Source organism: Kaistia soli DSM 19436 (assembly GCF_900129325.1).
GTDB classification, from domain to species: domain Bacteria; phylum Pseudomonadota; class Alphaproteobacteria; order Rhizobiales; family Kaistiaceae; genus Kaistia; species Kaistia soli.
Window position 1 is genome coordinate 59,364 of sequence record NZ_FQUP01000007.1, and the last position, 12,816, is coordinate 72,179.

The following is a 12,816-nucleotide window of genomic DNA, read 5'->3' on the forward strand; positions in this document are numbered from 1 at the left end:
GATGCGTACCGGGCTCATCACTTCGATTATTGCCCATCTCCTCATTCTGTTCTGGGGCCTCTTTGCGCTGCCCGACACCAAGCCGTTCGATACGAGTTCGGTGGAGGCGCTGCCGGTCGAACTCGTGCCGATTTCCGAGCTGACCAGCTTGCAGAAGGGCAAGAAGACGGCCGAGGTGAAGGACAAGCCGTCGCCGAACAAGCCGGCTGAAAAGGATTCGCCGAAGCCGGCGCCGACACCTCCGCCGCCGAAGCCGACGCCTCCCTCGACCCCGCCGCCGCCTAAGGCCGAGCCGACCCCGCCGGCTCCGAAGGCGGAACCAACGCCGCCCACCCCGAAGGCCGAGGAGACGCCGCCGCCTCCGACGCCTGCTGCGCCGGAGAAGCCGGCCGAACCGGCGCCCGCCCCGACGCCTGAACCCGCCCCCGCACCGAAGCCGGCCGAGGCGGAGAAGCTGGCAGAAGCACCGCCGCCGCCGCCGGCGCCGAAGCCGCGCGTTCGCCCGACGCCGCCGACCCCCACGCCGCCGAAACCCGATCAGACTGCCGCAGTCAAGCCGGCGACGCCGACGCAGAGCACGACCGATTCGAAGTTCGACCCTGACAAGATCTCGGCGCTCCTCGATCGTCAGAAGCCGACCGGCAGCACGCAGGCGAGCCAGGAGCCGGAGAGCTTTGGCGCCGAAGAGGCGCGCAACCCGACGGCGGTGATGTCGCAGAGCGAGCTCGACGCGTTGCGCGCGCAGGTCCAGCGCTGCTGGCAGCTCCCGGTGGGATGGACAAATCCCGCCGAGGTCACCGTCACCATTCGCTTCAAGCTCAACCAGGACGGCACGGTCAATGGTACGCCGAGCGTCGAGCAGTATCCTGCCAGCAACTATGGCACCGTCGCCGCAGAGGGCGCGGTGCGTGCCATCCTGCAATGTGGGCCGTATCAGCTTCCGGTCGAGAAATACGACCAGTGGAGCGAAGTCCAGATGCGCTTCAGCCCTCAGGGTTGAAGCGTCTTCGTCACTGCACCGCCGTTATCTTCATGCATGACCGGCCCAACTCAAGACTTTCGGACCTAAGGAACACCATCATGACGGTTCACGCTGCCGAGAGACGCGCCGCCGGGCCGCTCCGCTTCTTCCGCCTGACGCTCGCATCGCTCGGCCTAGCCGCGGCGGTGCTCGGCGGCGGAATAATGACGGCTGACCGGGCCGAGGCGCTGATCAGCCTCGACGTCACCGAAGGCAATGTCCAGCCGCTGCCGATCGCCATTCCGGCCTTCATCGGCGGCAGCGCCGAGGACGCGCAGCTCGCGGCCGATGTTTCCGGCGTCGTCGCGGCGGACCTCAAGCGCTCCGGGCTGTTCCTGCCGCTCGATCCGGCATCGTTCATCGAGAAGATCACGCGTGCCGACCAGACCCCACGCTTCCAGGACTGGACCGTCATCAATGCCCAGGCGCTGGTGACCGGCGGCGTCTCGCGCCAGCCGGACGGCCGGCTTAAGGCCGAGTTCCGCCTGTGGGACATCTATGCCGGGCAGCAGATGGCCGGCCAGCAATTCTATACGAGCCCCGACAATTGGCGCCGCGTTGCCCATATCATCGCCGATGCGATCTATGAGCGCCTCACCGGAGACGGCGGCTATTTCGACACGCGTATCGTCTATGTCGACGAGAGCGGCGCCAAGGACAAGCGCATCAAGCGTCTCGCGATCATGGATCAGGACGGCGCCAATGCCCGCTTCCTGACGCGCGGCAACGATCTGGTGCTGACGCCGCGCTTCAATCCGTCGTCGCAGGAAATCGTCTACATGTCCTACGGCCAGGATCAGCCGAGCGTCTATCTGCTCAATATCGAGACCGGCCAGCGCGAACTCGTCGGCAATTTCCCGGGCATGACCTTCGCGCCGCGCTTCTCGCCCGACGGGCAGAGCATCGTGATGAGCCTTGAGGATCAGGGTAACGCCAATATCTACCGGATGGACCTGCGCTCGAAGAAAACGACGCGGCTGACCAATTCTGCCTCGATCGATACCAGCCCGTCCTATTCGCCGGACGGCACGCGGATGACGTTCACCTCCGATCGCGGCGGCAGCCAGCAGATCTACGTCATGGGCGCCGACGGATCGAACCCGACGCGTATCTCGTTCGGCCAAGGCTCCTATTCGACGCCGGTCTGGTCGCCGCGTGGCGATCTCATCGCCTTCACGCGCCAGTCCGCGAACGGCTTCGCCATCGGCGTCATGAAGCCCGACGGTTCGGGCGAACGCATCCTGACCGAGGGCTTTCACAATGAGGGTCCGACCTGGGCGCCGAATGGCCGCGTGCTGATGTTCTTCCGCGATGTTCCGGGACCGACGGGCGGACCGCAGCTCTGGTCGATCGACCTGACGGGGTATAACGAGTTCCGCGTTCCGACGCCGAATTTCGGCTCGGACCCGGCTTGGTCGCCCTTGATCAACTGAAGCGGGGCCCCTAGCGTGCGCGCCGCTCAATTTCCCTCATCCGTCTCGGATCGCCGGCCGCTTTTGCGCGTTGGCGGAATCGAGGCGGAGCAAGGCTTCCGCCGCGCGGCGTCGCGTAACGCGCTATCGCTTAACCTTTGATCAACCCTGTCCGTGAACCCGCACTTAACCAAGCGCGGCCTAAAAACCGGAAGTCCGATCATGGTGGACAAGGAGTTTCTTTAATGATGGATATTCGATCGGTCTCGCACGGGATGAAGCTCGTCGGGTTCCTGGGCCTTGCTTTGATGCTGGCTGCCTGTGCTAACAAGCCGGGTGGTCCAGAAGGCGCTGGCGCCGGCGGCATCGGCTCGGCCACGCCGGGCAGTGCGCAGGACTTCGTGGTCAATGTCGGCGACCGTGTCTTCTTCAGTACAGACGAGACCGACGTTTCGGCCCAGGGTCGCGTCACGCTCGACAAGCAGGCCGCCTGGCTGCAGCGCTTCCCGCGCTACCAGGTGACGATCGAGGGTCACGCCGACGAGCGCGGCACCCGCGAATACAACATCGCGCTCGGCGCCCGCCGCGCCACCAACGTCAAGAACTATCTCGTCTCGCGCGGCATCAGCCCGGCCCGTATCCGCACCATTTCCTATGGCAAGGAGCGTCCGGTCGCGGTCTGCAACGACATTTCCTGTTGGTCGCAGAACCGTCGCGCCGTCACCGTGCTCGACAACTAGGCCCATCCGTCCACCAGCGGATCGTGATACGCGGCGGTTCCCGGAAACGGGGCCGCCGCTGTCGTTTATGGCCGGCGTCAAACTTTGGCCGAACTCAACACTATCTATGGGCTGAAAGGGATGCCGCGGTCAGCGGCGGTTTCTCCGGCGCGCCGCGCGCTGTCCCGTGGATGGATCAATGACGACACGCGACACATTTCTCGCCGTGGCGCTGGGTGCCATGGTACTGGCGTCGAGCGCGCCCGCCCATGCGGGCCTGTTCGACATCTTCAAACGCGAGCAGCAGGTCCCCGAGCAAAACGCCCCGGCGCCGCCTTCGTCGGTCGGCGGCGGCGGCGATATGACGGGGACGCCCGGCTTCTCGGCACAGGCTGCCTCGCCGTCCAGCGAGGCGCAGGTTGCCATGCGGATGGACCGCATGGAGCAGCAGATGCGCCAGATGACCGGTCAGATCGAGGAGCTGACGTTCCAGCTCAATCAATTGCAGGCGCAGATCCGCGCGACGCAGGGCGGGACGCCCGGCAATCGCAAGGCTGCGGCCGCAGCGCCCGTCGCGCCGGCGCTTCGACCCTCAGCCAGCCCGACTGCTGCCGCGCCGGGGCCTGATCCGATTGGTCAGGCGATCGGGTCCGCCTCGCCGAGCGCGACCCAGGGCGTCGCTCCTGCCGACGCCGGCGGGCCGGGCACCCCGCCGCGTCCGCTCGGCCAGTTGCCCGCCAGCGAGAGCGGCCAGCCACTGGATCTGGCGACACTCGCCGCGCCGGCGGCTACGCCTTCGCCCGCGCCGGCACCCTCGGGCAACTCTCGCAACGATTATGATGCGGCCTATGATCTGGTGCTGAAGGGCGATTACGACGTCGCAGAGAACGCGTTCCAGCTGTTCCTCGCCAATTATCCCGGCGATGCGCTGGCCCCGGATGCGCAATTCTGGATCGGCGAAAGCCTCTATCAGCGTAGCGATTTCCGTGGTGCGGCCGACGCGTTCCTGACCGGGTACCAGCAATATCCGAAAAGCGCGAAGGCGCCCGACATGCTCCTGAAGCTCGGCCTTTCGCTGGTCGGCCTCGGGCAGCGCGATGCTGCCTGCGGCACCTATGCCGAGATTCTGAAGAAGTATCCGAAGGCCTCCAACGCGCTGATGCAGCGCGTCAAGACTGAACAGGCCAGTGCGAGCTGCTGAGCCCGCCGGCGATCTGGAGGTCGCCGGACTGTTCGGCCGTTGGGCCACTGAGCCAGTGATCGCCCTGGCGGTCTCGGGCGGGGCGGATTCGCTCGCGCTGATGTCGCTGGCGCATCGCTGGCGGCAATCTCTGGATACTGGCCCGCGTCTCGTCGTCCTCTCGGTCGATCATGGACTGCGGCCCGAAGCGGCAACCGAGGTTGCAGCCGTCGGGACGGCGGCGGCCAAGCTCGGTCTGGCGTTCCAGGCGCTACGCGGCACGGGGTCGGCGCCGACCTCCGACATCGAGGCCGCGGCGAGAGATTTGCGCTACGGCCTCCTGTTCGCGGCGGCGCGTGCCGAGGGCGCGACCGTGCTCATGACTGCGCACCATGCCGACGACCAGGCGGAGACGCTGCTTCTGCGGATGGCGCGCGGTTCGGGTGTCTACGGCCTTGCGGCGATGGCGGCCGAGAGCCGACGCGAGGAGATGCGCATTGCCCGTCCGCTGCTCGGTCTCCGCCGGGTGGATCTGGCCGCCGTGGTTGCAGCATCCGGCCTTACTCCGGTGAGCGATCCGCATAATGAGGACAGCCGCTTCGCACGGGCTCGCCTCCGTCGTGTGATGCCGGCGCTCGCCGGGGAGGGTCTCGATACCCCGACGCTGGTGGCAACCGCCGCGCGCTTCCGCCGCGCGGCATCGGCGCTCGACGACTACGCCGATCGCCTGCTCCAGTCGGCCAAAGTCGACGTTACCGGCGCGGTGCGGCTCGAGGTTGCACGGCTCGCAGCGGAGCCGGAGGAAACGCGGCTGCGTGTTCTCGCTCGCATTTTGCGGGCGGTGGGCGGCGCCATCTACGGCCCGCGCCTCGACAGCTTGGTCGAGCTTGCGTCGGCAATGACATCAGGCGTTGGGACGGTTCCTGCGCGGACACTTGCCGGAGTGACGATCGAGCGGCGGAAAGGCGAATTGCGGTTTCAGCGTGAGGCTGGCCGCGCCGGCCTGCCCGAGATTCACGTTGCCGGTGCCTTCGAGGGCGTCTGGGATGGGCGCTTCATCGTGCGCATTGTGGCAGCCGAAGCGCGACTGAGGCTCGCCCCGCTCGGAGACGCCGGACGGCGATCGCTTGGCGCCTGTCTCGAGGACGGATTGCCGCGCGCCATGGAAGCGAGCCCAGCGCTTTTTCAGGACGACAGGCTCATCGCCGCGCCCATCCTGGGGTTCCAGGCCGCGCCAGAGCATAATATCCGTGCCGAAATGCGCTCGATCGTGCCGCTGCGCCTGCTTGATCGCAGGCGGATCGATGATCTATGACCGGCCTCTCAACCATTCTGGCATTTTATGCATCGGCGCTGCCAGAGCTTCACTTGGCTTCCCAGGCCCGTACACCTATCTTAGCCGGTGACGAGCCGCGCCCGTGCGCAGCTCCCCGCCCTTGAAGGGACTCTTATGAACGCGAATTTTCGCAACTTCGCCGTTTGGGTCATTATCGGCCTGCTTTTGATCGCGCTTTTCAACCTGTTCCAGAATCCGGGTCCGCGCGCAGCTGGCCAGGACATCGCCTATTCGCAGTTTCTGAATGATGTCGATTCCGGGCGGGTGAAGAGCGTTGTGATCGCGGGCCAGCAGATCAGCGGCTCCTACAGCGACAATAGTGGCTTCCAGACCTTTGCCCCACAGCAGGATTCCGATCTTGTAAAGCGCCTCGAGGCGAAGAGCGTCGCCATTTCGGCGAAGCCGCCGTCCGAGGCCGGCACGTCGCTGATCGGCGTGCTGATCTCCTGGTTCCCGATGTTCCTGATCCTCGCGGTCTGGATCTTCTTCATGCGCCAGATGCAGGGCGGCGCCGGCGGCAAGGCGATGGGCTTCGGCAAGTCAAAAGCCAAGCTCCTGACCGAGGCGCATGGCCGCGTGACCTTCGATGACGTCGCCGGTGTCGACGAAGCCAAGGAAGACTTGCAGGAGATCGTCGAATTCCTGCGCGATCCGCAGAAGTATCAGCGGCTTGGCGGCCGGATTCCGCGCGGTGTGCTGCTTGTCGGCCCGCCCGGTACCGGCAAGACGCTGACGGCGCGCGCCGTCGCTGGCGAAGCCAATGTGCCGTTCTTCACGATCTCGGGTTCCGACTTTGTCGAGATGTTCGTCGGCGTCGGCGCGAGCCGCGTGCGCGACATGTTCGAGCAGGCGAAAAAGAATGCTCCTTGCATCATCTTCATCGACGAAATCGACGCCGTCGGACGCCATCGCGGCGCCGGGCTTGGCGGCGGCAATGACGAGCGTGAGCAGACGCTGAACCAGTTGCTCGTCGAGATGGATGGCTTCGAGCAGAACGAAGGCATCATCATCATCGCCGCGACCAACCGTCCCGACGTGTTGGACCCGGCGCTTCTGCGTCCCGGCCGTTTCGACCGTCAGGTGATCATCCCCAACCCGGATGTCGTCGGCCGCGAGAAGATCCTGAAGGTGCATGCCCGCAAGGTTCCGATGTCACCCGACGTCGACCTGAAGACGCTGGCCCGCGGCACCCCCGGGTTCTCCGGCGCCGACCTGATGAACCTCGTCAACGAGGCGGCGCTGATGGCGGCCCGGCGCAACAAGCGCATGGTCACCATGCGCGAGTTCGAGGATTCGAAGGACAAGGTGATGATGGGCGCCGAGCGGCGTTCGCTGGTCATGACCGAGGACGAGAAGCGCCTGACCGCCTATCACGAGGCCGGTCATGCGATCGTCGCACTCAACGTCCCCGCGACCGATCCGGTCCACAAGGCGACGATTATCCCGCGCGGCCGTGCGCTCGGCATGGTCATGCAGCTGCCCGAACGCGACAAGCTGTCGATGAGCTACGAGCAGATGACGTCGCGCCTTGCTATTATGATGGGCGGCCGCATCGCCGAGGAAGTCACCTTCGGCAAGGACAAGGTCACGTCGGGCGCCGCGTCCGACATCGAGCAGGCGACGCGCCTTGCCCGAGCCATGGTCACGCGCTGGGGCTTCTCTGAAGAACTCGGTACCGTCGCCTATGGCGAGAACCAGGAAGAAGTGTTCCTCGGTCACTCGGTGTCGCGGACGCAGAATATTTCGGAAGAGACGGCTCGCAAGATCGACGCCGAAGTGCGGCGGCTGGTTGAGCTTGGCCTCGACGACGCCCGCCGCATTCTTTCCGAGAAGCACGGCGATCTCGAGATCCTGGCACAGGGCCTGCTCGAATATGAATCGATGAGCGGCGACGAGATCCGGGGCCTGCTCGCCGGCAAGCCGCCGATCCGCGACACGGGCGACGATACGCCGCCCTCGCGCCCCTCGGTGGTGCCGACGACGCGCGGGCCTCGGCCGAAGGGTGACACCGGACTGGAGCCGCAGCCGCAGTCCTGATCGAATTGTTTGCCACGCAATAGGGCGGCCTTCGGGCCGCCCTTTTTGTTTGTGCATTCTTTTATCCGAGGGCGTGGCGACGATGTAACCGTCGCTCATCAATTTTGAACGGTATTCGCCTAGTGTTCGGACTATGAAGGTCCGCATGCGAAAAGACGGATGGCAGTGATGGCGCGCAAGCTCTTCGGTACAGACGGCATTCGGGGCAAGGCCAATGCTTTCCCGATAACGCCGCAGATGGCGCTACAGGTCGGCATTGCAGCCGGCATTGCCTTCCGCAACGGTTCGCATCGCCATCGTGTCGTGATCGGCAAGGATACCCGCCTCTCGGGCTACATGATCGAGCCGGCGCTGACCGCCGGCTTCACGGCTGCCGGCATGGACGTGTTCCTGCTCGGGCCGATGCCGACGCCGGCCGTCGCGATGCTGACGCGCTCGCTCAGGGCCGACCTCGGCGTCATGATCTCGGCCTCGCACAATCCCTATGAGGACAATGGCATCAAGCTGTTCGGCCCGGACGGCTACAAGCTTTCCGACGAAGCCGAGGCACGGATCGAGGCGCTGATAGAGGAGGATCTGTCTGGCCGCCTCGCCGCATCCGGCGATCTCGGACGCGCCAAGCGTATCGATGGCGCTCGCGAGCGCTACGTGGAATTCGCCAAGCGGACGTTGCCAAAATCGCTTGATCTCTCAGGCCTAAGGATCGTCATCGATTCAGCCAATGGCGCTGCTTACAAGGTGGCGCCGGAAGCGCTGTGGGAACTTGGCGCTGAAGTGATTTCGATTGGCGACAAGCCCGATGGGCTCAATATCAACCGCGATGTCGGCTCGACGGCGACGGATGCGCTGAGGCGCAAAGTCCACGAGGTACGTGCGGATATCGGCATCGCGCTCGACGGCGATGCTGATCGCGTGATCCTGATCGACGAGCGCGGCGAGATCGTTGACGGCGATCAGCTCATGGCGGTGGTTGCTGCTTCCTGGGCTGAGGAGGGAAAGCTCTCGAAGCCCGGCATCGTCGCCACGATCATGTCCAATCTCGGCCTTGAGCGTTATCTCGGTTCGCTTGGCCTGTCGCTTGCCCGCACCAAGGTCGGCGACCGCTATGTCGTCGAACATATGCGCAGCCACGGCTTCAATGTCGGCGGCGAGCAATCGGGCCATCTGATCCTCTCGGATTTCTCGACGACGGGCGATGGTCTCGTCTCGGCCCTGCAGATCCTCGCAGTGGTGCGGCAAACCGGCAAGCCGGTGAGCGAGGTCTGTCGCCGCTTCGAGCCGGTGCCGCAGATCCTCAAGAACGTCCGCTTCGGCGGTGGCAAGCCGCTCGATACCGCAAGCGTCAAGGCGGCGATCGCCGAGGGCGAGGCACGCTTGTCCGGCTCCGGCCGTCTGGTGATCCGCCCGTCCGGCACGGAGCCGCTCATCCGCGTCATGGCGGAAGGCGATGACGAGACGGTCGTCACCTCGGTCGTCGACGATATCTGTGTCGCGCTGAAGCAGGTGGCAGCGTAGCCCGCCCACACCGTCCTAGAAGGTCGGTGGCGTGCAGGCGGAGACGAGTTCGAGTTCGCCTTCGCCGATATTTTTGAAGGCGTGCGGCTGGCGGCTGTCGAAGAAATAAGCGTCACCTGGACCAAGCTCATAGCGGGCGCCGGCGACCTCCAGCAGCATGCGGCCGCGGATGACGAGGCCGGCTTCCTCGCCCTGATGCGACAGCATGGCCTTGCCGCTCTCGGCGCCCGGCCGATAGCGCTCATGGATCATCTGCAGCGCGCGGCCTTCGAGATTGGCGCCGACCTGGCGGAAGGAGATCGGACCTCCTGCAATCTCTTTCAACTCGTCAGCGCGAAACACCACCTGCTCGCGATCACCAGGCGGCCCGGCAAAGAACTCTCCAAGGCTGATCGGGATGCCTGCCAGAATCTGCCGGAGACCCGAGACCGAGGGGCTGATGCGGTTGGCCTCGACCATCGACACGGTCGCATTGGAGACGCCGGCGCGCTTGGCCAGGGCGCGCTGCGAGAGCCCCTGCTTGAGGCGCAGATCGCGCAGGCGGGCGCCAACATCGATGTCAAAATGCGTGGCGTTCATGTGTTCAATATAAAGAACACTCTTAACGTCCGCAACGAATTGACCGGCTTTTCTGGCGGGCCTACGTTCAGGAAAATGACCGGTCGAACCGTTCCGCCCGGCATCCCGGAGACCTTTTCAACATGACTGCGCCCGTCCGTCCTAACAATCTTGAAGCCTTCTGGATGCCGTTCACCGCGAATAGGCAGTTCAAGCAGAACCCGCGCATGCTGGTTGGCGCGAAGGACATGTACTACACCTCGGCCGACGGACGGCAGATCCTGGACGGCACGGCCGGCCTCTGGTGCGTCAATGCCGGCCATGGTCGGGCGAAGATCGTCGAGGCGGTTTCGGCGCAGGTGGCTGAGCTGGATTACGCGCCGGCCTTCCAGATGGGCCATCCGAAAGCCTTCGAGCTTGCGGCGCGCCTCGCCGGCATGATGCCGTCGCCGCTCGACCATGTGTTCTTCACCAATTCGGGTTCGGAATCGGTCGATACGGCACTCAAGATCGCGCTCGCCTATCATCGCGCCCGCGGCAAGGGCTCGAAGTTCCGTTTGCTCGGCCGCGAGCGCGGCTATCACGGCGTCGGCTTCGGCGGCATCTCGGTCGGCGGCATTTCGGGCAACCGCAAGACGTTCGGCACGCTGCTCACGGGTGTCGACCACATCCGTCACACGCACGATCTCGAGCGTAACGCCTTCACGCGTGGCGAGCCGGAATATGGCGCCGAATTTGCCGACGATCTCGAAAAGGTCATCGCGCTGCATGACGCCTCCAACATCGCGGCCCTGATCGTCGAGCCGGTCGCCGGCTCTACGGGCGTGCTGCTTCCGCCGAAGGGGTACCTCAAGCGCCTCCGCGAAATCTGCGACAAGCACGACATCCTGCTGATCTTCGACGAGGTCATCACCGGCTTCGGCCGCCTCGGCACGCCGTTCGCCGTCGATTATTTCGATGTCGTCCCGGACATGGTCTGCACGGCCAAGGGCATCACCTCGGGCGTGGTGCCGATGGGCGCGGTGTTCGCCTCCAAGAAGATCTACGACACCTTCATGGACGCGCCGGAAAACACGATCGAGTTGTTCCACGGCTATACCTATTCGGCGCATCCGGTCGCCTGCGCCGCAGCGCTGGCGACGCTCGACATCTATGCCGAGGAGGGGCTGCTCACCCGCGCGGCCGAGCTTTCCGACTACTGGGCCGATGCACTTCACAGCCTCAAGGGCCTGCCGCATGTCATCGACATCCGCAATCTCGGCCTGATCGGCGCGATCGAGCTGGAGCCGATCGCAGGCAGCCCGACCAAGCGCGCCTTCTCGATCTTCCTCAAGGCGTTCGAGAGCAACCTGATGATCCGCACGACCGGCGACATCATCGCGCTGTCGCCGCCGCTGATCATCGAGAAGACGCATATCGACCAGATCTTCGAGACGCTCGGCCGTCTCCTGAAGCAGGCCGACTGACGGGAAGGGGAGGAGCCCAGCATGGACAGGATCGCCAATCTCGTCGGTGGCAAGAAGCTGCCCTCGACCTCGGCCCGCACGGCGCCGATCTTCAATCCGGCGACCGGCGAGCAGATCGCCGAACTACCGCTCTCGACAGCGGCTGAACTTGACGCGGCGGTGGCTGTCGCCAAGGCGGCATTCCCGGCCTGGGCCGAAACGACGCCGCTGAAGCGCGCGCGCGTGATGTTCCGCTTCAAGGATCTCCTGGAGCAGAACGCCGACCGCATCGCTCGTGCGATTTCATCCGAGCATGGCAAGACGCATGACGATGCGCTCGGCGAAGTGCAGCGCGGCCTCGAAGTGGTCGAGTTCGCCTGCGGCATCCCGCATCTCCTGAAGGGCGAATATTCGAAGAATGTCGGCCCTTCGATCGACAGCTATTCCGATCGCCAACCGCTCGGCGTCGTTGCCGGCATCACGCCGTTCAACTTTCCCTGCATGGTGCCGCTGTGGATGTATCCGGTGGCGATCGCCGCCGGCAATTGCTTCATCCTGAAGCCGTCGGAGAAGGATCCGAGCGCGGCGATGGTGGTCGCTGAACTGCTGCACGAGGCCGGGCTGCCTGCCGGCGTGCTCAATGTCGTGCATGGCGACAAGGAGATCGTCGACGCGATCCTCGCGCATCGCGACATCAAGGCGGTCAGCTTCGTCGGCTCGACGCCGATCGCGTCCTATGTCTATGCGACGGGCACGGCGGCCGGAAAGCGCGTGCAGGCGCTCGGCGGCGCCAAGAACCACATGGTCATCATGCCCGACGCCGACATGGACAAGGCCGCCGATGCGCTGATGGGCGCGGGCTACGGCTCGGCCGGCGAGCGTTGCATGGCGGTTTCCGTGGCGGTGCCCGTCGGGGCCAGGACCGCGGATGCGCTGATCGAGGCGCTGGCGCCGCGCGTGCGCGCGCTGAAGATCGGCCCAGCTACCGACCGCGAGGCCGAGATGGGCCCGCTCGTCACGAAGCAGCATCTCGACAAGGTCGCTTCCTATATCGACAAGGGCGTCGCCGAGGGCGCGAAGCTCGTCGTCGACGGCCGCGGCTTCAAGCTGCAGGGCTATGAGGGCGGCTACTTCATCGGTGGCACGCTTTTTGATCATGTGGACAAGGAAATGACGATCTACCGCGAGGAGATCTTCGGTCCGGTCCTCTCGGTGCTGCGCGCCGGGAGCTATGACGAGGCAGTCGAGCTGATCAATGCCCATGAATTCGGCAACGGCACCGCGATCTTCACCCGCGATGGCGACGCTGCGCGCTCCTTCGCTGACAAGATCGAGGCAGGGATGGTCGGCATCAATGTGCCGATCCCGGTCCCGGTCGCCTATCATTCCTTCGGCGGCTGGAAACGGTCGATCTTCGGCGACCACGCCATCTACGGGCCGGAGGGCGTGCGCTTCTATACGCGCATCAAGACCGTCACCTCGCGCTGGCCGGATGGCATCAAGTCGGGTGCCGTGTTCAACTTCCCGACGATGTGAGGGCTTTCAACGCGACGCCTCCAAAGTCTACTCTCGACTTCATCCTGGGGCTTGACC

The 12,816-nt window shown here is 65.1% G+C and carries 10 protein-coding genes; 9 read left to right on the forward strand and 1 reads right to left on the reverse strand.

Going from position 1 to position 12,816, the window contains the following annotated elements:
• Position 1: 1 nt before the first annotated feature.
• From BUB39_RS21960 to glmM, 7 genes are all read left to right on the forward strand, one after another.
• Positions 2 to 1,000, forward strand: a complete 999-nt coding sequence (locus BUB39_RS21960) for a hypothetical protein (RefSeq protein ID WP_073058025.1) — start codon at positions 2 to 4, stop codon at positions 998 to 1,000.
• Between the two features lie 80 nt (positions 1,001 to 1,080).
• On the forward strand, positions 1,081 to 2,454 hold the full coding sequence (tolB, locus tag BUB39_RS21965) for a Tol-Pal system beta propeller repeat protein TolB (protein WP_084527846.1): 1,374 nt from the start codon (positions 1,081 to 1,083) through the stop codon (positions 2,452 to 2,454).
• Positions 2,455 to 2,678: 224 nt separating this feature from the next.
• On the forward strand, positions 2,679 to 3,173 hold the full coding sequence (gene pal, locus BUB39_RS21970) for a peptidoglycan-associated lipoprotein Pal (protein ID WP_073058026.1): 495 nt from the start codon (positions 2,679 to 2,681) through the stop codon (positions 3,171 to 3,173).
• Positions 3,174 to 3,351: 178 nt separating this feature from the next.
• Positions 3,352 to 4,353, forward strand: a complete 1,002-nt coding sequence (gene ybgF, locus BUB39_RS21975; RefSeq protein ID WP_073058028.1) for a tol-pal system protein YbgF — start codon at positions 3,352 to 3,354, stop codon at positions 4,351 to 4,353.
• Positions 4,340 to 5,647, forward strand: coding sequence for a tRNA lysidine(34) synthetase TilS (tilS, locus tag BUB39_RS21980; RefSeq protein ID WP_073058030.1), 1,308 nt, complete (start codon positions 4,340 to 4,342; stop codon positions 5,645 to 5,647). Before ybgF ends, tilS begins: the two co-directional genes overlap by 14 nt.
• 135 nt (positions 5,648 to 5,782) lie before the next feature.
• Entirely contained in the window at positions 5,783 to 7,705 is a 1,923-nt protein-coding gene (gene ftsH / locus BUB39_RS21985) for an ATP-dependent zinc metalloprotease FtsH (RefSeq protein WP_073058032.1), read from the forward strand.
• Between the two features lie 168 nt (positions 7,706 to 7,873).
• Positions 7,874 to 9,220, forward strand: a complete 1,347-nt coding sequence (glmM, locus tag BUB39_RS21990) for a phosphoglucosamine mutase (protein WP_073058272.1) — start codon at positions 7,874 to 7,876, stop codon at positions 9,218 to 9,220.
• A gap of 15 nt (positions 9,221 to 9,235) precedes the next feature.
• Here the strand turns inward: glmM and BUB39_RS21995 are convergent, their stop codons facing one another.
• Entirely contained in the window at positions 9,236 to 9,799 is a 564-nt protein-coding gene (locus tag BUB39_RS21995; protein ID WP_073058034.1) for a cupin domain-containing protein, read from the reverse strand.
• Positions 9,800 to 9,921: 122 nt separating this feature from the next.
• Here BUB39_RS21995 and aptA point away from each other — a divergent pair, with 122 nt between their 5' ends.
• Positions 9,922 to 11,244: an omega-aminotransferase AptA gene (aptA, locus tag BUB39_RS22000; RefSeq protein WP_073058036.1), complete on the forward strand. Its 1,323-nt coding sequence runs from the start codon at positions 9,922 to 9,924 to the stop codon at positions 11,242 to 11,244.
• Between the two features lie 21 nt (positions 11,245 to 11,265).
• Positions 11,266 to 12,759, forward strand: coding sequence for a CoA-acylating methylmalonate-semialdehyde dehydrogenase (locus BUB39_RS22005; RefSeq protein ID WP_073058038.1), 1,494 nt, complete (start codon positions 11,266 to 11,268; stop codon positions 12,757 to 12,759).
• Positions 12,760 to 12,816: the final 57 nt, after the last annotated feature.

Excerpts from the sequence above, each read along its gene's own strand:
- ybgF (WP_073058028.1), top strand. The coding sequence starts at position 3,352 with ATGACGACACGCGACACATTTCTCGCCGTGGCGCTGGGTGCCATGGTA.
- BUB39_RS21960 (WP_073058025.1), top strand. The coding sequence starts at position 2 with ATGCGTACCGGGCTCATCACTTCGATTATTGCCCATCTCCTCATTCTG.
- BUB39_RS22005 (WP_073058038.1), top strand. The coding sequence starts at position 11,266 with ATGGACAGGATCGCCAATCTCGTCGGTGGCAAGAAGCTGCCCTCGACC.
- pal (WP_073058026.1), top strand. The coding sequence starts at position 2,679 with ATGATGGATATTCGATCGGTCTCGCACGGGATGAAGCTCGTCGGGTTC.
- glmM (WP_073058272.1), top strand. The coding sequence starts at position 7,874 with ATGGCGCGCAAGCTCTTCGGTACAGACGGCATTCGGGGCAAGGCCAAT.
- aptA (WP_073058036.1), top strand. The coding sequence starts at position 9,922 with ATGACTGCGCCCGTCCGTCCTAACAATCTTGAAGCCTTCTGGATGCCG.
- ftsH (WP_073058032.1), top strand. The coding sequence starts at position 5,783 with ATGAACGCGAATTTTCGCAACTTCGCCGTTTGGGTCATTATCGGCCTG.
- BUB39_RS21995 (WP_073058034.1), bottom strand. The coding sequence starts at position 9,799 with ATGAACGCCACGCATTTTGACATCGATGTTGGCGCCCGCCTGCGCGAT.
- tolB (WP_084527846.1), top strand. The coding sequence starts at position 1,081 with ATGACGGTTCACGCTGCCGAGAGACGCGCCGCCGGGCCGCTCCGCTTC.